This is a genomic window from Haloarcula sp. H-hyl2, from assembly GCF_056934385.1.
The window spans coordinates 208,085-230,944 of the sequence record NZ_JBRIIJ010000003.1 but is presented as its reverse complement, the minus strand read 5'-3'; the positions used below and the strand labels follow the sequence as shown (position 1 = coordinate 230,944).

Here is a 22,860-nt window from a genome sequence, read left to right as displayed (position 1 = left end):
GCGGACGGCAGTGATCTATAGCGGCCATTGAAAATCACAGCCCACGCGCGAACCACAGCGAGTACATCCGCCCGGTCGATTCGCTGCTGATCTCCTCTACGAGGTCCTCCGCCATGTCTGTAAACGAGTCCCCCAGCGCCCCGGAGACGTCGGCGGCGTGTTCCTCGACCACTGCAGCGTGGGCCTGCAGGTGCTGTCGCGTCCATGGAACCGGCTCCAGTACGGTCCGCTCACGCTGGCACTGCCAGCCAGCCCCCTCGAACCACCGACGGAGTCCACGTGCAGGATAGAACGAGAGAGCGGGTCGTCCCGTCGCGATCTGGGCTGTGGCGTTCTCCAGAGCGAAGAGTGATCGCACGGCTGCATCCGACGGAACTGGGTCGTAATCGTCGACGACGAGGTGACCGTCGGGCCGCGCCACTCGCGTGAGTTCGGTTACTGCCGCGTCGAGCGCGGCCGGCGAGAGGACGTTACAGAGAGCGTGTGCGGTGACGACGTCGATGCTCGCCGTCGCGAGTGGCAACGTACGAACGTCCGCTTCGAGGACCAGGAGACGGGATGACTCGTCGAACCGTTCCCGGACCGACCGCGCGTGGTCGGGGTCGTTCGTCACCGCGACGACGCGCTCGGCACCCGCCGCCAGGAGCCCCGCAGTCATGTTCCCGACGCCAGCGCCGGCTTCCAGGCAGGTCCGGCCCGACACCGGGACGTCCTCGAGTGCAGCGGTGACAGTCTCCGGAACGTCCATGTGCTCAGTGGTGGAGCTGTTCCGGGACCGGGCTCTCCTCGTGCCGAAGTCGCTCGACGAGCGAGCGCTGGGCGGCCCCGTCCATGCCGTCGTACTGACTGGCGGCGTGGAGCACCATCGCCACCAGTTTCGGATCGCCCGGGCTGACGACGCTCGTCAGGCCACGCGAGGCCGCGAAGTCGAACCGCTCGGTGATCTCGGCCGGCGTGTCCACCGGTTCGTACCAGTTTGCGTACGGTCTGTCGGCCTCCGGGAGTTCCTCGGTCGGGGGCCACCGCCCCTTCGCGAAGGCCTTGATCCCGAGCGTCCCGATTCCCTTCTCGTCTGCGCGGTCCAGCACAGCCTGATAGTCGTGCTCGGCGTCGTCCTTCCCGACAACGACCGGATTCATCGGGAGCATCAGCGTCTCCAGATCGTCGATGCGGTCGATGGCGTCCATGATCAACTGGGGGTTCCCGTGGCTCGTCAGCCCGATGTGATCGATCCGGCCAGTCTCCCTGGCCTCGCGGATGGCGGCCAGTGCACCGTCCTCGCCAGTGATCTCGTCGAGTTCCGACTCGTATTCGAGCCCGTGGATCTGGTAGAGGTCGATCGTCTCCACACCGAGCCTGTCGAGCGAGCGCTGGAGCTTCCGTTTCGCACCGTCGTAGTCCCGTTCCTGGGTCTTGCAACCGAGGAAGATGTCGTCACGATACTGTCTGAGTTTCGGTCCGAGTTTCAGTTCCGCGTCGCCGTAGGTCGGCGCGACGTCGAAGTGGTCGACGCCGTGGTCCAGCACCAGTTCGACCAGCTGGTCCGCGCCCTCCTGTTCGAGCCAGTTGAGCGCGATGGCGCCGAACGTCATGACACTGCTCTCCTGTCCCGTGTCGCCGAGCGGTCGGGTCTCCATAGTTAGTCGGTCCGTCGCTGCAACCATAAGCCACCGGGCCGTGACGTGCCAAGGTCGTCCTGGAGACGCACTGTCGGGGATTGGAAGCCTATCCGGAACCGTGGTCCTGGTGAGTGGTTCCACTCGCCAGGAGCGAGTAGCAGACCGCTACGTGCCGGTAATGCACTGGTAACAATACTATCTCTCCGAGTGGTCTCACAATACGCGCTGGTGGTGTAGCGTAACACACAGTCCCGCCAGGGCTGTACCGCAGGTTCGAATCCTGCCCAGCGCACTCCCGTCCGGTTCTCGTCGGCTGTTCATTCCCACGAGCGGCGAGCCGTCACTGCCGGGACCGGACCCGCTTGCTCTTCGACGCGACGACGTCGAGCCCCGGACTGTAGAGGTAGGTCGGCTCGGTCGCAGGGACCGAGAACCCGTGTGCCGACAGGAGCGTGTTCGTCTCCACGTCGGCCGCTGCGGGATACAGCGTCCACGGAGGATGTTCGACGTCGGTGTATCGCAACGACCCATCCTGGGCCTCGGTGTAGAACCGATAGCGCTCGGCGATGAATTCCCCGAAGGTGTCGGTGGGTGCGTCGAATGGTGCTCCTGTAGGCCAGTACGAACCAGTGAACTCGGCGGGACGAGCGCCGGGATGCAGTCGTCGACTGCGGAACCGCACGCGCCCATCGTGCCAGTCCAGCGAGACACGTGCGTAGAAGTACGGGAGATGGTGGAACACGCGCGCGCCGAGCACCGCGGCGATTCCCTGCGCGTCGAGACTGAAGAAGTAGACGCTCGGGACCCCGTCGTAGGTGACGTACGTCCTGAGATTGAGTTCGGGGAGCCGGACTCCCAGCCGCTCGGGGACGCCCTTCGGTCGGACCGCGACGTTTGTGAACGGCACGACAGAGAGCCACGCGGTCCCGTCGTAGACGTCCGGGGAGAGACGGGGCGGGAGGTGTGCGTCCATCACGTCGGGATCGACGGGCCAGTTCTCGAACAACAGATGCCGCCACCCCATCTCCAGCGGAAGGACCATACGATGTCTCGGTGTCGGTGACGGAAATCGCTTCGGCCGGTACCGGGTGGCGGCGGACAGTCTCGACAGGGCGTTCGGTAGCAGCCACAGCGCCGGAACTGATTCGGTGCTCGCCCGCACAGTCCGAGGTACGATGCCGAGCTACGGGGCCGACGCAGTCGGGGGCGGACCACCGAGTGACGACGCCGTCGACATCGGCGCCGGTGCCATCTATCAGTACTACCATACCCCCTGGGTGGCAATCCGTGAGTCCATCGAGACCATCGCCGCCGCGGGCTACGACGCGATACAGGTCCCGCCGGCACAGCGGAGCAAGCGAACCTGGGACGATCCAGCACCGCGGGGGTATCAACCGATCGACCACCTGGATTTCGACAGCGTCTTCGGGACCGAGCAGGAGTTCCGGGCCCTCATCGAGACGGCCCACGACCACGGACTGGACGTCGTCGGCGACGCCGTCCTCAATCACATGGCCGCGTCGGTCGATTTCGACGCGTTCCCACATTTCGGCTGGGGCGATTTCCATCACGGTGGCCCGATCAGAGACGACGAGGACGACTGGGAACTGGAGAACCGTGATCTGGAGGGGCTGCCGGACCTCCGACAGGAGTCCGAGCACGTCCGGCGCCACCTCGAAGCATACGTCCAGAAGTACGCCGACGTGGGCGTCGACGGACTCCGCTGGGACGCGGTCAAACATATGCCGCCGTGGTTCTTCGAGGAGTACGCGAACCCCTGGGCCGCCTCGCGGGGCCTCTATACGATCGGCGAGGTCCTGCACGGCTCGGTGGCCTACTGCGAACGATACCTCGAAACGGGGATGACCGTCATGGACTACCCGCTGTACTTCATCATGCGCGAACAGGCCTTCACAGACGGTGGTGATCTCGGAGTCCTCGACGGGGCTGGACTCGTCGCCAGACACCCCCGGCAGACGGTGACGTTCGTCTCGAACCACGACAGCCCTCCGCCCGAGTACGAGCGGCTGGCGTACGTCTACGTGCTCTTGAACGAGGGAGTGCCACGGGTCTACAGCGCCCGGATCGGGGTCGACGACGACCTCCTCCGGACGCTGCTGGAGATCCGTCGCACCCACGCGAGCGGTCCGGCAAAGACACGCCACGCCGAGCGCGACCAGTACGTCTTCGAACGGCAGGGAACGTTGCTGGTCGGACTCAATCGGAGTTCGGCGTGGGCGTCGGTCGAGGTCGAGACGTCCTGGGTCTCGCAGACGCTCAATCCCGTGACCGACCGAGGTACCGAACTCGTGACCGATAGACAGGGACGAGTTCAGCTTCGGATCCCACCGACCGGGTGGGTCTGTTACGTGCCGTGAAGGCGACTACCAGCACACTCGTCTTCGTATCCGACAGCGACGTGTGTGCCGAGACTGCCATCCTGCCTGCATCGGGAGGCCGCAACGGACTGCGCTCGACCCCCCAGAGATAACACTGCATACACCCACATCCACACGTGAAGCGATAGTACCAATTGAAACGATGTACATACCGATCGCACTACCGTCGTGCGATCGAGTGTGCATTGATTTTCAATGGCTACTATAGTCGTCGAGGACCCAAGTGCAGCGAACGGTATCAGAGAGTACCATCCGGCGGCGTACGGGTACGACGATGCGACACAGATGTGGGAGGTACCCCTCGAGACGGACGAGGGGGCCCGACGTCAGCTGCCAGTTCCCGTCCGATCGGGTCGTCTACATCGAGACAGCGGCGACGAATCGTGATGGTGGTCAGTGACCTGTAGCCGTGGGTGAGACGGGAGAGATGAGTCGGTATCTCGCGAGGACAGTTCATAGGGAGTACCGTAGCCGACCGGAGGAATCGAGCCCTCCGGTCCGGTGTCGGAATTCGGTCTCACGGAAGACATCTCCGGACTGCTACGTTACCCTCTGTCAGACAACCTAACTGTTTCGGTCGAAACCGTATCCGGCTGGCAGTTATACGTCCATTCGATGCCCGGTGACGAGTCGATAATCGTCGAGGTCGTCGAGGCGATAGCGAGGGCGAAGGGTCTCGACCCACTGGAACTGCCGAACCCGCTGTACGACTACGTCGACACGAACGCGCTTGCGGCCCTCGACAATCACGACAGTAGCCAGTGGGTTCTCAGATTCACAGTCGAGGACCACTGGGTCACCGTCGACAGCACAGGGTCGGTGGACGTCGACCCGAAGACGCCGTAGCTCCCGCTTGAGAACAACTGTCGTTGGTCGACGGTAACGATGTGAGACCCGCGTCAGTATCGAGACCGAATACGACGCCGCCGTGGTGGGACGGCCGATAGTACCAATTGAAACGATGGATACACCGAGCGCACTACCGTCGTGCGAGCGGGTGTGCAGTGATTTTCAACGGCTACTGTGGTTCTTGCAGACGGTCACTCGCTGTGTGTCCCCGTCGTACTCGACGAGCGAATTGGCAGTCAGCAGTGGCAGGTGACAGTGATGCAGCGAGATAGAGATTCGTTCGACGGCAGCGTCGGAGGGCGTGTCCGTCTCCAGTTCCCGTGTTGCGACGGCAGTGGCCAGCTGTTCGAGATCGAGCGGGAGCGCTCGACGACTGAGGATGCGCAGCACTGTCCGTCGCCGGTCGACCGCCAACAGCCTGTGACGGTCGGCTTTGGGGATGCTATCCATCCAATCAGTCGGAACTGCGGTATCGTATGGTGCTTTCGACATGGGTGCGATCACATCGTGTCCTGTATGGACGTACTATACGGGACGACCTATGCGGGGGTAAGCGGTTTCTAGAACTGATTAGGTCGGTCACACACGCAGCGGCACCGAGTCGAGATTCGTGCTTGCGCGTCGCTATCGATGGAATCCTCCGGAACTACCGGGATACATACCACATTGTAACGAGTTATTGCCTCCGTCGGCGGAGGCTTATTACCGTGCGTGACAGTATCACAGTCGATGGGGACACCTTCACTCACTGACGTACTGTGGGAGACACTGGCCGTCTTCGATAGGTCGGGGACGCCCCGGACGACAACGGAGGTGGCAGAGACACTGGATCTCGGGCGACGGAGCACGTACGAACGGCTCGAACGATTGGTGGAGGCGGATCAGCTGGCCACGAAGAAGGTCGGCGCGAGCGCGCGTGTATGGTGGCGTCCAAACCCCTCACGACCGCCGGAGCCCCAGACCCAACCCGCCCTGTCCGGAGCAGCGACATCTCTGATATACGACGTGCTGGACACCGTCGATGTCGGGATGCTGGTCCTCGACGAGGAACGCACCGTCGCGTGGGCGAACGACGCTATCGAACGGTACTTCGGCGTCGACCGGTCGTCGATCCTCGGTCGGGACAAGCCCACGCTCGTGGCGGATTCGCTCTCCCAGGTCGTCGAGCAGTCGGCCTCCTTCACCGAAACCGTACTGGACACCTATTCGGACGACGCCGGCCCCGAACAGTTCGAGTGCCACGTGACGCCGGGACCGGACAGGGCAGAGCGCTGGCTCGAACACCGGAGCAAACCGATCGAGAGCGGCGCCTACGCCGGTGGGCGGGTCGAACTGTACTACGACATCACCGACACCGAACGCAAGCGACGCGAACAGGAACTCGCCCAGTACGAGACGCTCTTCGAGGAGTCGAAAGACGTCAACGCGGTCCTCAGCGAGGACGGGACCTTCCAGCTCGTCACGGCGTCGGTCTCGAAGGTTCTGGGATACGAGCCCGAGGACCTGGTCGGCGAGGTCGGCTTCGAGTACATCCACCCCGACGACAGGGACGAGGCGATGACAGCGTTCTCCCGGATGGTCGCCGACCAGAACTACGAGCCCCGGATGGAGTTCCGGTTCAGACACGCCGACGGCGACTGGGTCGTCCTGGAAGTCCACGGCCGGAACCTCCTGGACGACCCGGACGTCGGTGGTATCGTGGTCTATACTCGTGACGTGACCGTACGCAGACAACGCGAGCAGGAACTCAGACGGTTCGAGCGAGCGATCGAGGCGTCCGGACACGCAATCTACATGACTGACACGGACGGGACGATCACCTACGTCAACTCCGCTTTCGAGGAGATGACCGGGTACACGGCCCCCGAAGCTGTCGGGGAAACACCGGCGATCCTCAGTTCGGGCCACCACGACCCCTCGTACTACCGGGCGCTGTGGGAGACCATCTCGGAGGGAGACGTCTGGGAGGAAGAGATCGTCGACGAGCGTGCGGACGGGACGCGCTATCACGCGGAACAGACCATCGCACCGGTCACCGACGAGGACGGAACCATCGACCGGTTCGTCGCGGTCCAGCGGGACATCTCCGATCGGAAACAGCGTGAGCAGCTCCTGCAGGATCGGATGCACCAACAGGAGGTCGTGGCACGACTGGGCCAGCGCGCCCTGGGGAAGCACGACCTCGACGAGTTGATGGCCGATGCCACAGCCGCTGTCGCGGAGACGCTCGACAACGACTACTGTAAGGTGCTGGATCTGGATCGGGAGCGCGACGAACTGCACCTCCGGGAGGGAACCGGCTGGGACGACGGCATCGTCGGGTCGGCGACGGTATCGGCCGTCGAGGCCAACTCGCAGGCAGCCTACACGCTCGATACCGACGAACCGGTCACGGTCACCGATCTCACCACCGAGGAGCGGTTCAGCGGCCCGGCGCTACTGACAGACCACGACGTTCGAAGCGGTATCAGCGTCCTCATCGGCCCGACCACCGATCCCTGGGGGATCCTCGGGACCCACGACACCGCACCGGAGGAGTTCGAGCCACACGACGTGACCTTCGTCCAGTCGGTAGCGAACATCATCGCGACGGCGATCGACAGGCGCGACCACGAACAGGAACTGGTCCGCCAGCGGGAGCAACTCGCAGCGCTCAACAACATCAACGAAGTGGTCCAGCGGGTCTCGGAGGCCGTCATGGACCAGTCGACGCGTGAGGAGATCGAGGCGGTCGCCTGTGAACATCTCGCCGCGGCCGACTCGTATCTGTTCGCCTGGATCGGGGACGTCGACCCTGACACGCAGACCCTGTCGCTCAGGACCGAAGCAGGTGTCGAGGGCTATCTCGACGACATCACCATCTCCGTCGATCCGGACGACGAGCGCAGCGCCGGGGCGACCGGACGCGCGCTCCGGCACGGAGAGATCCAGACCACCCAGGATATCGACAATGACGACCGATACGACCCCTGGCGTGACCGGATCGAGGAGTACGGCTTCCGGTCGTCCGCCGCGATCCCCATCGTCCACGAGGACACCGTCTACGGCATCCTGAACGTCTACGCCGAACGACCGAGAGCGTTCGAAGGCGACGAACGGACCGTGATCGCGCAACTGGGGGAGATCATCGGGCACGCCATCGCAGCCACCGAGCGGAAACGGGCACTGCTGAGCGACGAGGTCGTCGAACTGGAGTTCAGGATCGAGGACGTCTACGCGTCGCTCGGTATCGAGGGTGCGCCCGAAGAACCGATCGAACTCGAACACACGGTCCCGTTGAAAGAAGGGCGGTATCTCATCTTCGGGACCACGACGCCGGCCGGCATCGAGACCGTCGAGCGACTCGTCGAGACGATTCCCTTCTACGAGGAGGTCAACGTCCGAACCGTCGATGACGAGGTCGACTTCGAACTGTTCGTGACCAGTCCGCCGGTCCTCTCGGCGATCGCAGCACTCGGCGGCGCCGTCGAGGAGGCACGTATCGCGGCGGGTGACTACCACTTGACGGTGCACCTCTCGCCCAGTGCCGACCTCCATCACGTGATAGAGACAGTGATGGAGACCTATCCCGACGCGGACCTCGTCAAGCGCCGGCAGTTGACGATCCGGGAGAACGACACGCCCGACCGACCCGATCTCACGGCCGCCCTCACCGACCGACAGCGGATGGCCCTGAATTCGGCGCTCCACGCCGGGTTCTTCGAATGGCCGCGAGAAGCGACTGGCGAGGACGTCGCCGATCTGCTCGATATCTCCCCGCCCACGTTCCATCAACATCTCCGGAAAGCAGAGCGGTCCGTCTTCGAGGAACTGCTCACCGACGGGCGCAGCGAGCGACATCGCTTCGAGTAGTGGGCGTCGACCGAAAGGAGTCGCGAGGGCACCACCAACCCGCCACCACGGGTCGTCTTTGGTCCGCCGCGGGGACATCGTAGCCCACTGCCGCCGAGGAAACGGCAGTCAAGGGGTTCGTCCCACTACCTGCTACCAGTCCCCACGTCAAAAACCACCGGACGATATCGAGCGGTGAAACCGTCGGGAGTCGTGACAGTGGGAGGGGTCCCCCAGAAGAACTCAGCTGTCGATGCTGACAACGACGCCGTTCGTTCGAACGTAGGCGTCGACACGGTCCGTGAACTCCCCCTCACCTGGCCACTCGACATCGACACCCAACTTCTCTGGGTCACCGACGTAGCAATCGACGCTTCCCGCCGCCGCCCTCGGAATCGTACACCGGTAGTAGAGTCCCCTGTCGACGCCCTCGTAGGCGTCGAGCGCGTCCTGCTCCGGTGTCGACAGGAGGCGGCCGTCGACGGTCCCACCGGGGACCAGTGTCGGGTAGCGACCGTCGACGCGCCGCAGTCCCCGGACCGTCGCTGTCCCTCGGTACTCGAACTGGTCGAGTAACCCGGCGGCCGTGTCAGGATCTGTGAGCGTCCCGTACACGAACACGTCCATACCGGCTGTCTGTCGCGGGGGAGCAAGAGTTCGAGGGTCGTATCGGTCTGCGAAAAAGATATAGCCATACCGTATACCCATGTAGTATAGCTATACTAGCAGTCGATAGCCGTACGATCACATCAGTCTGTTCGGCGGGCCACTCGGCCTCCGAACACCGACCGGCGAGCAGCAACCGATCTCGGCCACAAGATACACACCCGCGCTCACAGAATTCTCCAGTGCCGGGACCGACTGGCGGGCTGTGTGCGGGTCAGTCGAGGCGCTCGATGCCCGTCTCCGCCGCGTGGGACGGCGGAGCCTGGCATTTCCGCGACTGCTGGTTCGATACCGGATCGGTTGTCTATCGAGCCGAGGGACGAACGGTCGAGTAGCGACTCGCCGGGTTGGATAGACCGCAAGATCGTGCTCGACTCCATCTGAACGGTAGTTTCGGTGATCGAACAGTACTCCGGCCCACGATAGCGCCGCCCGTTTATCGCTCTGACCGAGCAATACTGTCCCAGATGGCCAGTTCGACCCGCGAAGGCGATTCCGACCACGAAGACGAGATCCGGATGTGGCGCGAGGGTGACGACTGGGTCATCACCGACGTCGAAACTGGAGTCACGACCTGAGTACTACCGGCCGTCCGTGAACGCCGACAGCGTCAGGTCACGTGTCTCGGCGAGGTGGCGTTCGATGTCGGTTCGGTCCCAGCCCAGCGGTGCGAGGACGCTCTCGGCCGCGCGGACGAGTTTCGTCTCGTAGTAGCCGGCGTCGTAGCTGTCGATAGTCTCGTGGGCGAGCGCTACCCGCTCGCGCGAGGCCGTCGCGTCGTCGACGACGACGTACGTGACATCCTGGCCGGGGTGGACATCGATGCCCTGGTCGCGGGCACGCTCCATGGCTGCGACGGTCCGCGTGCGCTGCGTGTACCCATCGAGCGGCTTCGAGACGCGAGTCCGCTCGACCAGCTGCTCGACCGGGACGTCGCCGGCGTGGAGTCGCGCGCGAGCGCGGTCGAGGTGGTCGAGGACGGCGTCGGCCGCCCGTGCGGCGTCGACCCGTTCGATACACTCGCGCTGGACCGACGCCACGAACGGCGCGGTCGACCGCTGACGACTCGCGATGCCGCGTATCTTGTACTCGTCGGCGTCGGCGACCTTCCCGAAGTACTTCGTCAGCGCGCCGGCATCGCCGTCCCGCTGGGGAACGAACGCGACCCAGTCGTAGCGGTCCTCGTGTTCGAGCCGAACGTCGACAGCGTCGGAGATGTCGGCCGCGAGCGTGTCGAGCGCGACGCGGTCGTCGGCCGCTGGGTCGGGCGTCACCCAGATCGAGTCGACGATACCGTGGACGACGCGCCAGCCACCGGCTTCGAGGCGCGCTTTCGCGGTCAGGAGGATCTCACGGGCGAAGGCGTTGATGGCTTCGTGGCACTCGATGCGACCGAGCTTGGCGTTCGAGAACCCCTGATAGCCGAAACAGGCGACGAGGATCCACTTCAGCGCGCTCGATCGGCCGTCGAGCGCGGCCAGTCGGTCCTCGTCGGGTGCCTCGCGTGCTCGCTCGCGGCGGATCTCCGCTTTGATGTCGTCGCGTGCGTCGACGAGTGGCTGGAGGACGTCGACGAGGTAGCCACGCTCGTCGCAGATGGGGTACCCGAGTTCGGGAACGTCAGCGCGGTCGCTGTGGCAGTCACAGCGGACGACGTCGGGCGAGACGTTCCGCGTACAGATGATGTTCGGGTAGAGGCTCGCGAAGTCGAGTTCGTGAACGTCCTCGTGGACGCCGACCTCGGGCGCGAAGACGAACCCGCCACGGTCGGCGTCGTGGAGCGTCCCGGCGGGTTTGAAAAATTCGTGGCGCCAGGCGTTCCAGGGCACCAGTACCCCGCGGTCGCGAGCCTCGCGAATCTGGATGGCGGTCAGGACGTTCCCGATAGAGGCCCAGGCCAGTTCCTGCAACGGTTTCCACGAGCGCGAGACCAGATCGACCATCCCGGCGAGGTTCGTCTCGTCGTAGAAGAACGTGTTCGACTCGTCGACGATGGCGCGACCGGGGACGTTGTAGCGGGCCGGCGAGTGACCGACGCGACCGTAACTGGCGTAGGTCGAGCGGCCGGCCAGTTGCTGGAAGTCCACGCCGGGCCAGCGACTCAGCGAGAACGATACGCCAGCGTCGGCGGCCATCTCGTGCAGCGTCGGAACGATATCGCCCGTCGAACAGACCAGGACGTCCGGGTCCTGCTCGTCGACAGCCCGCTGGACGGCAGTGACGATATCGGCGGGACAGCCGCTCACCGTCTCGCCGTCGACGGCCAGTTCACCGTAGGTCTCGCCGGCCGTCTCGGGCACCGGCACGCCGAGGCGCAGCGTCGAGAGCGGCGCCGCCGGCGTCGGATCGGTGCCGGTCTCCAGACAGTAGCGGAACGCCCGGGAGAAGTCCACGTCGAAACAGGCCACGTCGCCGACCGGAGCGGCGTCGGTCTGCCGGGCCAATCTGGCGAGCGGCGTGAGCTGGTCGACGTGGTAGACGTCGACGGCCAGGACGGATTCCAGCTCACGCCGGAAGCCAGGACGGCGCCGGACGCGCTCGGTCCCGACCACGTCGGGATGGCGGTCGTAGACCGCTCGCAGGTCGGACAGATCGGCGCCGGCCGAGCGGGGCGCGACGGAGAACCGCGGGGTGTACCCCGACCGCTCGGTCACCGTGGCGCCGTCGGCCGTCGACGTCCACTCCAGCACCCGGCCGTCGTCCAGGAAGTCAATCGTGAACGGCATCGTCCCCGGCGTCTCCTTCCCCACCGCGCTCGACGGCGGCTTCCAGGTCGTCGAGACGCTCCTCGTGGTCGTCGAGCCGGGCCGCCTGTTCGAGGTCGATGCTGAACAGGACCGGTAGGAAGGGCGTCTGGTGGTTCAGCAGGCCGGCGGCGTCGGCGTGCTCGCGGGCGTAGGTGAACAGCCGGTCGAAGCGCGACTGGTCGCGCCGGCGCAGCGCCCGCCGGAAATCGCCCCAGCGGTTCTCGATGGCGCGCAGTGCGTCCCGGAACGTCGGGTTAGTACGCCCCATCGCTACCACCCTCCGGCGCCGGCGAGCGCGTCCCGTAGCGGCGCCGCGCGCATCGCGTCGGTCGTCCCGTCGGCGGTGACGCCGGTGCCGACACCGTCCACGTCGCTCGGTTCGGGCGCGGCGGGAGCCGGGTGGGTACCAGCACGTTCTGCCCGCGCGGCCAGCAGCCGCCGCCAGTACGCGAAGGTGGTCTGGTAGTCGCCGTGACCGACGGGGTAGCACCGCGTCTCGAACTCGTCGCCGACGAAACGCGGGCCCATCTCGGTCTGTTCACAGCGGAGACGGTGGTCGGCCGCGGTCGCGAGTGGCTCGGAGAAGGCGTCCTCGCGGGTGCGGGTCAGTAGGACGGGACAGTCCCACTCGTCTGGGGCGGCAGCCAGCCGAGCGAGCGTGCGGGCCTGGAGCGTCGCCGCCCGGTCGTCGGCGAACGCGTCGGCCGCACGGTAGCGAGCGTCCAGCGCGGGACAGACGACCAGCGACGGCGGCCGCGAGTCCGGGACCGCGTCGGAGAGGTCACGGACCGCCGCGTAGTGCTGGGACGCGGTGAACCCGCGAGCGACGTGGATCCGGTCGAGGAGCCGCTGGCTCGGCGCAAGGCGGGCGAGCGAGGTCGTCGTCGCGTAGCCGTCGGCGTCGACCCAGACGGCCGGGCCGGGCGCCGACAGGAGATGGTCGAGGACGAGCGACTGGACGACGGGGACGCCGCGTCCGCCGTCGACATCCAGCAGCGTGATGCCACGCGCCAGGTCGGGGACGAGCGTCTCGGGCGGGTCCTCGACGAGCGGGCGGTTCCGATCTGCGCCGCGAACCGGGGTCGGGGAGTGGTCTGGCATACACGAGACGACGGCTGCAGTGCCGATAAGCCGCGGCGTGTCGCTTCCGGAGTTCCGGGTCGGGAGAGGAAGGCGGGCCAGAAGCCGTCACGTCCGGCGGTTCCCCCGACAACGACGACCGTTTCCGGGAGCGGTTCCGGAAACGAGTCGCGTCAGCGCGTGATCGTCTCGAACACGCGCTCCTCGATCTTCCGGAGGTGAGTACCGACAGTCGAGGGCGCCAGACCGACCGTCTCAGCGACGTCGGCCTGGGTCGCCTCGCGGGGTGCGCTGTAGTACCCGACGTCGACGGCGGCGGCGAGAACCTCCTCCTGGCGGGCCGTCAGCGAGCGTGTGAACCGCTCGGTGTCTGGGTCGTACTCGCCGGTCGCCAGTACTTCGATGTCGAACGAGTCGAGCGTCGTCGCGGTCCGGAACAACGTCTCGAAGGCCGCATCGTCGCCCAGTACGGTGACCCGCTGGGAGCCGTCGGCGCCGAACTGGATTGGCGTCTCGATGACGGCGTCGGCCTCCTCGCGCCAGGCCAGTATCTCCCGGACTGGGTCGGTCGGTTCGAACCGGCTGACGGCCATCCAGCGCGTCTCGCCGGAGACCATGTAGTCCAGGACAGTCGGTGCGGCCGCCATGATCTCCTCGTAGCGCTCGCGGTCGCCGCTCCCTTCGGCGAGTGTCAGCACCGTCCCGTCGTCGAGCAGTTCCACGTGGTGGATCGCCTCCCGGCGAATCGACGGCGCGTCGGTCAGACGTTCGCCAAGCGGGTGGAAGCCGCCGCCGTCGGCGGGCGACACCCGGACCGTCAGGTACCGCATACGACGACCAATCCGACCGGACGACTTAAAGACGCGTGGATGACCCACGCAAGCGCGTTCCGGGACGCCGGCGTAGATCGGCGTATGCCGACGGATCTCCCCTCGGACGGTCACAACGGAGCGGACAGAGACACCGGCGCCGGCCCGGACGTCGCTATCGTCGGCGGCGGAATCTGTGGGCTGACGACGGCGCTCGCACTGGAGCAACGCGGCATCTCGCCGACGGTCTACGAGGCAGCCAGCGAGTACCGGCCGGTGGGCGCGGGCATCCTCCTCCAGACCAACGCCATGCTCGTGTTCGACCACCTCGGTATCGCCGAGCGGGTCTGCGAGGCCGGCGTCGCACTCGACGGCGGTGGTCTCCGGTCGCTCGACGGCGCGTTCATGACGCGGTTCGACCTCGACGCCGTCGAGCGCAGCGAGTTCGGCTACGGCTTCGTCGCGATCCACCGCGCGGACCTGCAGGGAATCCTGCTGGACGAACTGACCACCGGGGTCCGGACGGACATGGACTGTGTCGCCGTGCCGACCACCGACCCGCCGCGGGCGCGGTTCGACGATGGGACCGTCGTCGAACCGGACGTCCTGGTCGGCGCCGACGGCATCCACTCGACGGTCCGTGATGCCGTCGCGCCGGGGGTCGAGCCCCGGACGCTCGACGGGGTTGCCTACCGCGCGCTCGTCTCGCTGGACGTCCCGGACTCGTACCGGAGCCAGGGCTTCGAGGTCTGGGGTGACGGCGCGTATACGGGCGGGTCGCCGATCAGCGACGACCGCTTCTACTGGTTCGCGACGGCTCCCGAACGACTCACCGACGACGACGCGTCCCCGGCGGCGGTCGAGCGCGCCCTCCGCGCGCACCTGGCAGACTACCCGGACCCGATCCCCGCGCTGCTCGACGGACTCGACCCCGCCGACGTGGTCGTCACGGACCTCGAAGACCTCCCGGCACTGGAGACCTGGTGGCGTGGCCGGACCGTCCTGGCCGGGGACGCCGCACACGCGATGCTTCCGTTCGCCGGACAGGGCGCCGCACAGGCCATCGAAGACGGTCTGGCGCTGGCCGACGCTATCGCGACCGACGACCCGGCGACGGCGGTCCGCCGGTACGAGGCTGAACGGAAGCCGCGGGCCGACCGTGTGCGTGGGGAGTCACGGCGTCTCGGCCGCCTCGGGACGGTCCAGTCCACGCTGGGCTGTCGGCTCCGTAACGCCGCCATCGGGACGCTCCCGGACCCACTGGTCCGGTGGCTCCGGCGCCGACAGGCTGCCGGAACCTCGCTCCCGGGCTGACGAACGGGGCCGAACGGCAGCGGTCACCCTGTGCGGCGCTCGACGGTGGACTCGTCGACAGTGGCAGCAGCATCGTCGGTGGTCTCCTGGTCGGAACCGGCGTCGTACTCTCTGCTCGGCGTGACACCTTGCGAGAGGAACTGCCCACAGGCGCTCAGGAGAAACCGTGGGTCGTCCAGTCGAACGTAGTCGAACCGGGGGTGCCGGATCGAACTCCAGACGATAGCGAGTGCCGTCCCGAGGAACGACGGTCGCTCGACGAACGGGGAGTCGTCGCGGAGGATGCTCCGGAGGTGGGACAGTTCGCCGTAGGCGATGTGACAGGACTGCCCGAGTTCGTACTCGTTCTCGATCAGGTGACACCGGTCGGTGGCACAGAGCCAGTAGAAGTATGGGAAGTCCACACCGGCACGAACCGCTTCCGGGAGTGACTGCCAGACCCGTGGATTGATCTCGATGCAGGTCCACTCGCCGGTCTCGGCGTGCTGGAGGAACTCGAGACAGGCGAAACCGTGCCAGTCCAGCGCGCTGAGCAGTCTGTCGGCGTTCTCCTCGACAGCCTGCGAGTACGCCGACGTCCGGTAGACGCCGCCGCCACCGACCCAGGCGTTCTGGCGGATCTGGCGGTGCTGGTAGGTCGCTACCGGTTCGCCGTGTTCCCACAGCGCACAGTAGAGGTGTTTGTCCCGCTGAGGGACGAACGTCTGGACGATGGGGTCGTGGCCCATCGCTCGCTGGAGAGCCCCGACGTCCGGCCGCTCGCCGGGTTCCAGCAGCGACACCCGTTTGACCTCTTCGAGTGTATTGCTTGGATAAGCAGGGTCATACGTGTCGGTAAGCACGTTGTACCGTGACTTGACGACGACCGGCCTGTCCCACGTCTCGACCTCGGACAGCAGCCGTGTCTCCGGGTACGGGACGCCGACTTCGTCGGCCCGCTCTGCGAGCGCGTACCGGTCGTGTGCCCGCTGGAGTGTTTCGAGATCCGGCGTCACCAGCGAGAGGTGCTCCTGGAAGTCGGATCGGTACTTCGCGAAGACGAAGGCGTCACATTCCCGGACGGGGTAGGCAGTGACGATGTCGGGACGGCTGGCGACCGACAGCAGTGCGTCCCGGTAGCCTGCGAGATCGGCTGGTCCCGCGGAGAGCTGGACCTGTTCGGAGCAGTATCTAGAGTCGAAGTGTGGGAGATCGGGCTGGTGAGAGGCGACGACTGTCTCGATCCCGTGGCGGTGGAGCGACCGAATGACGCCGTAGCTCTTGAGCTGGGGCCCCGTCGGAATCAGCGCCGCGTTCCCCCCGCGACCAGGTGTCATGCACACCCATTCCGCTGTCGAGCGTTTCAATATACGGCGCCTATCGACGGTAGCCACACCGTGACTCGACAGAGGACGATCGTGGCGGTCCGACCGCAGATCTGGAGAGATCGTCGGGTGGCGTGGTAGCTGCTCGGGAGCCTGCGCGCCGGAATTACGGGACGGGTCTCGACAGGTAGACGGCATATACCAATACGAACCCGGGCAGGATGCGCTATCAGCGCGAGACGATGCTGCCACTATCCGCATTCGATACGAAGCAGGACACAGCCCACTCCCGAGCGGATCGTCACGACGACGCGGTCACGGACCGACTGGCCGCGACACTGCGGTACGCCCGTGAGCGCGAGTACACGGGCTGGGATTACGGGGACGGCATGCACTGTCGCCTCCGGGAGGCGCTCCCGGTCGATCACAAGTGGATCAACATCGGGTTCCAGGAACTGGCCAAACGGAGTCCGATAAATATCAGACCGCTCCTGGGGGTCAGACAGCGGCGGAACTACCAGGGAGCGGCGCTGTTCGCGATGGCGAACCAGACGGTCGCCAGCCTCGGTAGCGCCCCGGACGAGACGGACTACGAGGACGAGGCACGCCGGCTGGCGGACTGGCTCGTCGAGAACCGTATCGAGGGTTACAGTGGCTATTGCGCCGGCTACCCACACCCGATCCAGCATCTCGACGGGCGCGGGGACCCCGGAGAACCCGACATCATCAACACCTCCTTCGGCGTGAAGGCACTGTTGCGGGCCGCCGACTTCGACGACCGCTACGCCGCCGTCGTCGAAGACGCGGGCCGATTCGTCACGGAGGACCTGAACTACGAGCCACCGGAGAACGGTCGTGGCGCCGTCGTCGACTACCACACCAAACATCCCCAGGACTACTACACCATCAACGCCGGCGCGATGGGAGCACGGCTGTTTCTGGACCTGTACGCGTACTTCGGCGACACGAGTCACCGCCGCCGTGCCGAAGCGCTGCTCGACCACATCGCAGACCTCCAGACCGACCGCGGGGGCTGGAAGTACCGCGACCCGCCGGAGGCGTCACACCTCTCGATGGACACCCACCACAACGGGTTCATCGTCGAGAGTTTCCAGCGGTACCAGGCAGTAACTGGATCGGACCGCTACGCGGAGACGCTGACGGACGCGCTGGCGTTCTTCAGGCGCGACCTCCTGGAACCCGACGGTGCCCCGAACTTCGACGAACGGCAGGCCTACCCGCGGGACATCCACGCCAGCACGCAGTGTGCGCTCGTGTTCACGTACGACGGGGATCTCGAACGGGCACGGCGCGCCCTCCAGTGGGTCTTCGGGAACCTGACCGCCGGTGACGGTCGGTACTACTTCCGGAAGGAACGGTACTTCACGCGCCGGGTGACGCTGATGCGCTGGTGCCAGGCCTGGCTGAGTTTCGCGATGAGCGAGTACCTCGCGGCGACGGCGGAGTGAGGCTGGCGTCGGTGCCGTTCCCCGCCGGCTTATAAACCCGACTCCTATACCCCACAGAATCTATTCGCTGGTCGGCCCGCCTCGTACTGGTACATCGACATGCACGACGCAGGACCGACGACCGACGACGAGGACGTGAACGGCCACAGAGAACCGACAGAACGACCGGCAGCAGGGGACCCCTCGGTCCTCGTCGACGACCTCTCGCTCGTCTACGGCGACGGGACCCGAGCGGTCGACGGCATCTCGCTGTCGATCCCCCGCGGGGAGTTCTTCGGGTTCCTTGGCCCGAACGGCGCCGGGAAGACGACCACGATCAAGATCCTGGCGACGCTGTTGCACCCGACCGGCGGGCGCGTCGAGATCAACGGCCACGACGTGACCGCCGACCGGGACGCCGCCAGGGAGACCATCGGCTACATGGCACAGGAGACCAGCGTCGACGAGGAACTGACCGCTCGCGAGAACCTCCAGTTCGCCTGTGGCGCCTACGGCGTCCCGCGGAGCAGGCAGACCGACCGTATCGAGGAACTGCTCGACCTCGTGGACCTGGCCGACGTCGCCGACACGCCCGCTGGCAACTACTCCGGCGGCATGAAGAAGCGACTGGACGCGGCGACGGCCCTGGTCCACGACCCGCAACTGGTCTTTCTGGACGAACCGACGACCGGACTGGACCCCAAGGCCCGCAACGACCTGTGGGACTACTTCCAGCGGATCAACGACGCCGGTACGACCGTCTTCCTGACCACCCAGTACCTCGAAGAGGCAGACGCTCTCTGTGACCGTCTGGCGGTCATCCGGGACGGCACCATCGTCGAGGAGGGGTCGCCGGACGAACTCAAACATCGCGTCGGTGGCCAGCGCCTCGCCGTCTCCGTCGCCGGCGGGGCCGAGGCCGTCGAGACCGCCGCCGACGTCGCGCGGACCTGCGACTGCTTCGAGGCCGCGGCGAGCGTCGAGACGACCGACGACGGCATCCGTGTCACGACCCGGCGAGCCACCGAGTGTGGGACCGACCTCTTGCTCGCGCTCGATGCGGCCGGCGTCGAGGTCTCCGGCTTCGACATCGAGGAAGCGACGCTGGACGACGTCTTCCTCGCTATTGCCGACGAGGGAACTGCCGCCCTCGACAGCGCAATCCAGACACCGGAGGTGGAGGGATGAGTACGCCACCGGATGGTTCGGCCCCGGACCGACACCGGTCGGCCTCGAACTCCTTCCTCGGCGACCTCCGGGTCAACGTCGAGCGCTGGAACCGCAAGGCGCTCCGGAACCCGACGGCGTTCCTGCTGGAGATCGTCGTGGGGCTGTTGTCGCTGTTGCTGTTCACCGCTGTCTTCGGCGACATCGGTGAAGTCGCCATCCAGCGTGCCGGCTACGGCGACGTCGACTACGTCACCTTCCTGCTACCCGCCGTCCTCATGCAGGTCACGATGGGGTCGTCGTTCACCGCCGGCATCGGGCTGGTCGACGACCTGGAGAGTGGCATGTTCGAGAAGACCGTCGTGACGCCGATGAGCTGGACAGCCGTCTTCACCGGGAAGGCCGCCTCGGAACTGCTGCGCATCGTCGTCCAGCTCGGGCTCGTACTCGGGCTGGCAGTCGTCCTGGGCGCGAGCATCGAGACCGGCCTCGCCGGCGCCGTCGGCGTCGTCCTCGTCTGCCTGCTTGTCGGCCTGCTGTTCATGGCTATCGCCAACATCGTCGGCATGGTCGCTCGCGACGAGGAGGTCGTCAACGCCGCCTCGATGCTGTTCATGTTCCCGCTGCTGTTCCTCTCGCCGGCCTTCGTCCCGATGTCCGGCGACATCGAACTGCTCGCGACGTTCAATCCGGTCACCTACGGTATCGACGCCGTCCGAGCTATCGTCCTGGGCAAGGACGTGCTGACCGTCCTCTCGGTGGGCGGCTTCGGCGGCGTCTGGAACACCCTCGTCCCCGCACTGGGCGTGCTCGCCAGCCTGAACGTAGTTTTCGGGGCCATCGCGGTGACACTGATGGCGCGGGCGAGTAGTTCGAGCGTGGCGTGAACGCCGGCGCGACCCGAGCGGGCGGGACGCGAGTCGGTGCGGCCACCGTACGGGTTCATATAGCCCGCCAGCGTAGCTCTAGCATGGGTGTGTACGACGGGGTACCGGAGCGAGGTGCTCGCAAACGGCCGGCGTTCCCGGCATACGGTCCAGTGAAGGCGCTGTTGAACCTCCTGTTGCTGTACGCGCTGGTGCAGTTCACGACGCCGACGCTCGTCGTGACCGTGACGAGTACGATCCCGGGCGTCTCCGCGGGCGTGATCGAGACGGCGATGCAGTTGTTCGTCTGGTTCGTCTTCGTGGTGACCGTCGTCGACCAGATACGCAGACAGCAGGCGGCGACTCGCGAGCGATCGCTGGATGAGCGGCGAGTGGACGACAGAACGCTCGGGGACAGGGCGCGGCTCCCGGTGGCGGTCAGGGTACCGCTGTACCTGACGACGGTCGCCGTGGGGATGGCCGTCGCGGCCTGGACCATCGAGCGGGCCGTCGGGACCCTGCTGACGATGATCCGGGCGGTGCCGACGATGGACTTCTACCTCGTCTCGATGGCCGATTTCGTCACGATGGTGGGCTTCTTCCTGGCCTACGGCCTCGCAGTCGAAGCGCTCGACAGGCTCCTGATCGGCGGCCTCAGGGTCCTTCTGAACGAGTGAGGCGGAGCGGTCCCAGGAGACGAGACTCGGGGGGCGGATTTAGGCCAGTCGAGCGAGTAGTGTCACTTGGAAATACAATGTACGACAGCATCCTCGTCCCGACGGACGGCAGCGAGGTGGCCGAGAGCGCCGCAACGGCGGCTATCGCCGTCGCGAAGCGCTTCGACGCGCGACTGCACGCGATCCACGTCCTCGAACTGGGCGAACTCCCCCCAGGCGTCGAGGACGTCGACGCCGACGACCTGACACACCACGGCGAGGAGGCGGTTGCCACGATAGCCGAGCGAGCGGAGGGCGCCGGCGTCGAGGTGACAACCGGTATCGTCGAGGGAACGAACAGCATCCACGAGGGGATCATCACCGCCGCCCAGGAGCAGGCAGTGGATCTGATCGTGATGGGGACCTACGGACGGACGGGGCTGGACCGGTTCGTCCTGGGCAGCGTGGCCGAGCAGACGCTCCGTGAATCACCGATACCAGTGATGACGGTCCACGAGGAGACCGTCGTCGAGGCGGATCCAGAGGGGATTCTCGTGCCGACAGACGGGAGCGAAGCGGCAGGGGCGGCAGCCGACCACGCCATCGCCCTGGCCAGCGAGACCGGCGCGGCGCTGCACGTCCTGAACGTCGTCGACACCGGCGCAGTCTGGGGCGACGTCGACGTCGGGATGGTACTGTCCGCGCTTGAGGCGGCGGGCCAGGAGGCCATCGCCGACGTGGTCACACGAGCCAGGGAAGCCGACGTCGAGACCATCGAGGCGTCCCTCTCCAGCGGATCGACACATCGTGCCATCCTCGACTACGTCGACGAGAACGACGTCGACTGCATCGTGATGGGGACACGGGGTCGGACGGGACTGGACCGGTACATCCTCGGGAGCGTCACCGAACGCGTGGTCAGGCTGAGCGAGGTCCCGGTCATCGCGACCAGACACGTCGACTGACGACGCGATGCCGTGAGACATTTACTCCGGACCCCCGTTCGAGCCCGTATGGACCCCGACGACGTTCGTCGCGACTGGGCCGAACGGTCCGGGAAGTACTCGCCGGATTACTACGCCGATATCGGCCCCAACGAGGTCAGCGAGACACTCACGGACGTCCTCGACCACTACGTGACCGACGACGCGGCCATCTTAGAGATCGGCTGTGGCTCCGGCCGCCACCTCGCCCAGCTCCGCGACGCCGGCTACGAGAACCTGACCGGCGTCGACATCAACGAGGACGCCTTCGACGTGATGGCGGACACCTATCCGGCACTCGCCGAGCGCGGGACCTTCCACGTGGGTGCCATCGAGGATCTGGTCGAGGAGTTCGAGACCGACGAGTTCGACGTGGTCTACACCGTCGAGACGCTCCAGCATATCCATCCGGAGGACACGTGGGTGTTCGAGGCGGTCGCTCGAATCACCGGCGACATCCTGGTCACCGCGGAGAACGAGGGTAACAGTCCCCAGCGAGGGCGGGGCGAGACCGCGGTGAGTTACGTGAACGACGAGTTCCCGCTCTACCACCGGAACTGGAAGGAGATATTCTCGAACCACGGATTCGCACAGTTGATCCGGGAACCGACTGCCAGAGATACGATTCGTGTGTTCAGGAGTCTTTGAGTGGCCTGTATTCTCACTCTATCACTATACAGTGGTACTTAGAGAGTTCGTACATCTATTATCGGCTAAGATATATTTAATGGGCCGGATTTCGGCCACATAATCAGAAACTTTCGGTATCGAATTCATAATATGTCATCGTATCGGCATAGAATGGTTTTTCTACCCATATCGGGGTACTGGCCCTGTCTAACTATCCATTTTTGACTTTGGAACCGCCGTTTCAGAGAGCGTGTCCTGTGGAGCGAGTGTCGTTGCTACCAACCGTACATCTGTTATTTTAGTCGCAGGCAGCCGGGTGACCCACTGGAGTGGGAGCAGATCGGGCGACAGGCCCCGTGGTGGTTCCACTCTGGCACGGGGAACGCCGGAGGACAGATTCCTTCGAGCGATCTTGATATTAATTTGTCGTTTATCGAGTGAACCATGCAACAGGCTGCCCACCACTGATTATCTCTGTGAAACGCTGCCGAA

21 protein-coding genes and 1 tRNA gene are annotated in these 22,860 nt (G+C 65.7%); 12 read left to right on the top strand and 10 right to left on the bottom strand.

Features of this window, described 5'->3' with window-relative positions; all coding sequences use genetic code 11:
• Positions 1-34: 34 nt before the first annotated feature.
• Both Hhyl2_RS18420 and Hhyl2_RS18415 read right to left on the bottom strand, forming a co-directional pair.
• Positions 35-748: a class I SAM-dependent methyltransferase gene (locus Hhyl2_RS18420; protein ID WP_483552258.1), complete on the bottom strand. Its 714-nt coding sequence runs from the start codon at positions 746-748 to the stop codon at positions 35-37.
• 4 nt (positions 749-752) lie between these two features.
• Positions 753-1,637, bottom strand: a complete 885-nt coding sequence (locus Hhyl2_RS18415; RefSeq protein ID WP_483552257.1) for an aldo/keto reductase — start codon at positions 1,635-1,637, stop codon at positions 753-755.
• 204 nt (positions 1,638-1,841) lie between these two features.
• Between Hhyl2_RS18415 and Hhyl2_RS18410 the strand changes: the two genes are divergently transcribed.
• Positions 1,842-1,911 (top strand) — tRNA-Gly (locus Hhyl2_RS18410).
• A 48-nt stretch (positions 1,912-1,959) separates the two neighbouring features.
• Here Hhyl2_RS18410 and Hhyl2_RS18405 read toward each other — a convergent pair.
• Positions 1,960-2,661, bottom strand: coding sequence for a YqjF family protein (locus Hhyl2_RS18405; RefSeq protein ID WP_483552256.1), 702 nt, complete (start codon positions 2,659-2,661; stop codon positions 1,960-1,962).
• Between the two features lie 133 nt (positions 2,662-2,794).
• On the opposite strand from Hhyl2_RS18405, the gene Hhyl2_RS18400 reads away from it, so the two are divergent.
• Positions 2,795-3,997: an alpha-amylase domain-containing protein gene (locus Hhyl2_RS18400; protein WP_483552255.1), complete on the top strand. Its 1,203-nt coding sequence runs from the start codon at positions 2,795-2,797 to the stop codon at positions 3,995-3,997.
• 636 nt (positions 3,998-4,633) lie between these two features.
• Positions 4,634-4,864, top strand: a complete 231-nt coding sequence (locus tag Hhyl2_RS18395) for a HalOD1 output domain-containing protein (RefSeq protein ID WP_483552254.1) — start codon at positions 4,634-4,636, stop codon at positions 4,862-4,864.
• Between the two features lie 165 nt (positions 4,865-5,029).
• On the opposite strand, the gene Hhyl2_RS18390 is transcribed toward Hhyl2_RS18395, so the two are convergent.
• Positions 5,030-5,317: a DUF7344 domain-containing protein gene (locus Hhyl2_RS18390; protein WP_483552253.1), complete on the bottom strand. Its 288-nt coding sequence runs from the start codon at positions 5,315-5,317 to the stop codon at positions 5,030-5,032.
• A gap of 279 nt (positions 5,318-5,596) precedes the next feature.
• Between Hhyl2_RS18390 and Hhyl2_RS18385 the strand changes: the two genes are divergently transcribed.
• Positions 5,597-8,719 (top strand): PAS domain S-box protein, encoded by a 3,123-nt coding sequence (locus tag Hhyl2_RS18385; protein ID WP_483552252.1) that lies wholly within the window; start codon positions 5,597-5,599, stop codon positions 8,717-8,719.
• 222 nt (positions 8,720-8,941) lie between these two features.
• On the opposite strand, the gene Hhyl2_RS18380 is transcribed toward Hhyl2_RS18385, so the two are convergent.
• Positions 8,942-9,325, bottom strand: coding sequence for a gamma-glutamylcyclotransferase family protein (locus Hhyl2_RS18380; RefSeq protein WP_483552251.1), 384 nt, complete (start codon positions 9,323-9,325; stop codon positions 8,942-8,944).
• Positions 9,326-9,831: 506 nt separating this feature from the next.
• Here Hhyl2_RS18380 and Hhyl2_RS18375 point away from each other — a divergent pair.
• A complete protein-coding gene (locus Hhyl2_RS18375) occupies positions 9,832-9,942 on the top strand; it encodes a type II toxin-antitoxin system HicB family antitoxin (RefSeq protein WP_483552250.1) in 111 nt (36 codons plus the stop codon).
• Between the two features lie 3 nt (positions 9,943-9,945).
• Here Hhyl2_RS18375 and Hhyl2_RS18370 read toward each other — a convergent pair whose 3' ends face one another.
• From Hhyl2_RS18370 to Hhyl2_RS18355, 4 genes are all read right to left on the bottom strand, one after another.
• The gene (locus Hhyl2_RS18370) at positions 9,946-12,090 is read right to left on the bottom strand and encodes a type B DNA-directed DNA polymerase (RefSeq protein WP_483552249.1); all 2,145 of its coding nucleotides are present in this window, start codon (positions 12,088-12,090) and stop codon (positions 9,946-9,948) included.
• Positions 12,074-12,379 carry a DUF8156 family protein gene (locus Hhyl2_RS18365; protein WP_483552248.1) on the bottom strand — a complete coding sequence of 102 codons (306 nt, stop codon included), beginning with the start codon at positions 12,377-12,379 and terminating at the stop codon, positions 12,074-12,076. Before Hhyl2_RS18365 ends, Hhyl2_RS18370 begins: the two co-directional genes overlap by 17 nt.
• Positions 12,380-12,381: 2 nt before the next feature.
• Positions 12,382-13,212, bottom strand: coding sequence for a hypothetical protein (locus tag Hhyl2_RS18360; RefSeq protein WP_483552247.1), 831 nt, complete (start codon positions 13,210-13,212; stop codon positions 12,382-12,384).
• 152 nt (positions 13,213-13,364) lie between these two features.
• A complete protein-coding gene (locus tag Hhyl2_RS18355; RefSeq protein ID WP_483552246.1) occupies positions 13,365-14,021 on the bottom strand; it encodes a helix-turn-helix domain-containing protein in 657 nt (218 codons plus the stop codon).
• Between the two features lie 84 nt (positions 14,022-14,105).
• Here Hhyl2_RS18355 and Hhyl2_RS18350 point away from each other — a divergent pair, with 84 nt between their 5' ends.
• Positions 14,106-15,314 carry an FAD-dependent oxidoreductase gene (locus Hhyl2_RS18350; RefSeq protein WP_483552245.1) on the top strand — a complete coding sequence of 403 codons (1,209 nt, stop codon included), beginning with the start codon at positions 14,106-14,108 and terminating at the stop codon, positions 15,312-15,314.
• 23 nt (positions 15,315-15,337) lie between these two features.
• On the opposite strand, the gene Hhyl2_RS18345 is transcribed toward Hhyl2_RS18350, so the two are convergent.
• The gene (locus Hhyl2_RS18345; protein ID WP_483552244.1) at positions 15,338-16,630 is read right to left on the bottom strand and encodes a carboxylate--amine ligase; all 1,293 of its coding nucleotides are present in this window, start codon (positions 16,628-16,630) and stop codon (positions 15,338-15,340) included.
• Positions 16,631-16,839: 209 nt separating this feature from the next.
• Between Hhyl2_RS18345 and Hhyl2_RS18340 the strand changes: the two genes are divergently transcribed.
• The 6 genes from Hhyl2_RS18340 (at position 16,840) to Hhyl2_RS18315 (ending at position 22,386) form a co-directional block, all read left to right on the top strand.
• A complete protein-coding gene (locus tag Hhyl2_RS18340) occupies positions 16,840-18,087 on the top strand; it encodes an antibiotic ABC transporter permease (protein ID WP_483552243.1) in 1,248 nt (415 codons plus the stop codon).
• Between the two features lie 99 nt (positions 18,088-18,186).
• Positions 18,187-19,254: an ABC transporter ATP-binding protein gene (locus Hhyl2_RS18335; RefSeq protein WP_483552242.1), complete on the top strand. Its 1,068-nt coding sequence runs from the start codon at positions 18,187-18,189 to the stop codon at positions 19,252-19,254.
• On the top strand, positions 19,251-20,120 hold the full coding sequence (locus Hhyl2_RS18330) for an ABC transporter permease (protein ID WP_483552241.1): 870 nt from the start codon (positions 19,251-19,253) through the stop codon (positions 20,118-20,120). The genes Hhyl2_RS18335 and Hhyl2_RS18330 overlap by 4 nt, the downstream gene beginning before the upstream one ends.
• An 83-nt stretch (positions 20,121-20,203) precedes the next feature.
• Positions 20,204-20,776 carry a hypothetical protein gene (locus Hhyl2_RS18325; protein WP_483552240.1) on the top strand — a complete coding sequence of 191 codons (573 nt, stop codon included), beginning with the start codon at positions 20,204-20,206 and terminating at the stop codon, positions 20,774-20,776.
• Positions 20,777-20,853: 77 nt separating this feature from the next.
• Positions 20,854-21,720, top strand: coding sequence for a universal stress protein (locus Hhyl2_RS18320; RefSeq protein WP_483552239.1), 867 nt, complete (start codon positions 20,854-20,856; stop codon positions 21,718-21,720).
• A gap of 48 nt (positions 21,721-21,768) precedes the next feature.
• A complete protein-coding gene (locus tag Hhyl2_RS18315; RefSeq protein ID WP_483552238.1) occupies positions 21,769-22,386 on the top strand; it encodes a class I SAM-dependent methyltransferase in 618 nt (205 codons plus the stop codon).
• Positions 22,387-22,860: the final 474 nt, after the last annotated feature.

Bases quoted from the DNA above. Each gene is read 5' to 3' on its own strand.
- Hhyl2_RS18415 (WP_483552257.1), bottom strand. From the start codon at position 1,637: ATGGAGACCCGACCGCTCGGCGACACGGGACAGGAGAGCAGTGTCATG.
- Hhyl2_RS18380 (WP_483552251.1), bottom strand. From the start codon at position 9,325: ATGGACGTGTTCGTGTACGGGACGCTCACAGATCCTGACACGGCCGCC.
- Hhyl2_RS18400 (WP_483552255.1), top strand. From the start codon at position 2,795: ATGCCGAGCTACGGGGCCGACGCAGTCGGGGGCGGACCACCGAGTGAC.
- Hhyl2_RS18320 (WP_483552239.1), top strand. From the start codon at position 20,854: ATGTACGACAGCATCCTCGTCCCGACGGACGGCAGCGAGGTGGCCGAG.
- Hhyl2_RS18345 (WP_483552244.1), bottom strand. From the start codon at position 16,630: ATGACACCTGGTCGCGGGGGGAACGCGGCGCTGATTCCGACGGGGCCC.
- Hhyl2_RS18420 (WP_483552258.1), bottom strand. From the start codon at position 748: ATGGACGTTCCGGAGACTGTCACCGCTGCACTCGAGGACGTCCCGGTG.
- Hhyl2_RS18390 (WP_483552253.1), bottom strand. From the start codon at position 5,317: ATGGATAGCATCCCCAAAGCCGACCGTCACAGGCTGTTGGCGGTCGAC.
- Hhyl2_RS18370 (WP_483552249.1), bottom strand. From the start codon at position 12,090: ATGCCGTTCACGATTGACTTCCTGGACGACGGCCGGGTGCTGGAGTGG.
- Hhyl2_RS18315 (WP_483552238.1), top strand. From the start codon at position 21,769: ATGGACCCCGACGACGTTCGTCGCGACTGGGCCGAACGGTCCGGGAAG.
- Hhyl2_RS18350 (WP_483552245.1), top strand. From the start codon at position 14,106: ATGCCGACGGATCTCCCCTCGGACGGTCACAACGGAGCGGACAGAGAC.
- Hhyl2_RS18365 (WP_483552248.1), bottom strand. From the start codon at position 12,379: ATGGGGCGTACTAACCCGACGTTCCGGGACGCACTGCGCGCCATCGAG.
- Hhyl2_RS18395 (WP_483552254.1), top strand. From the start codon at position 4,634: ATGCCCGGTGACGAGTCGATAATCGTCGAGGTCGTCGAGGCGATAGCG.
- Hhyl2_RS18340 (WP_483552243.1), top strand. From the start codon at position 16,840: ATGCGCTATCAGCGCGAGACGATGCTGCCACTATCCGCATTCGATACG.
- Hhyl2_RS18405 (WP_483552256.1), bottom strand. From the start codon at position 2,661: ATGGTCCTTCCGCTGGAGATGGGGTGGCGGCATCTGTTGTTCGAGAAC.
- Hhyl2_RS18330 (WP_483552241.1), top strand. From the start codon at position 19,251: ATGAGTACGCCACCGGATGGTTCGGCCCCGGACCGACACCGGTCGGCC.
- Hhyl2_RS18335 (WP_483552242.1), top strand. From the start codon at position 18,187: ATGCACGACGCAGGACCGACGACCGACGACGAGGACGTGAACGGCCAC.
- Hhyl2_RS18325 (WP_483552240.1), top strand. From the start codon at position 20,204: ATGGGTGTGTACGACGGGGTACCGGAGCGAGGTGCTCGCAAACGGCCG.
- Hhyl2_RS18355 (WP_483552246.1), bottom strand. From the start codon at position 14,021: ATGCGGTACCTGACGGTCCGGGTGTCGCCCGCCGACGGCGGCGGCTTC.
- Hhyl2_RS18375 (WP_483552250.1), top strand. From the start codon at position 9,832: ATGGCCAGTTCGACCCGCGAAGGCGATTCCGACCACGAAGACGAGATC.
- Hhyl2_RS18360 (WP_483552247.1), bottom strand. From the start codon at position 13,212: ATGCCAGACCACTCCCCGACCCCGGTTCGCGGCGCAGATCGGAACCGC.
- Hhyl2_RS18385 (WP_483552252.1), top strand. From the start codon at position 5,597: ATGGGGACACCTTCACTCACTGACGTACTGTGGGAGACACTGGCCGTC.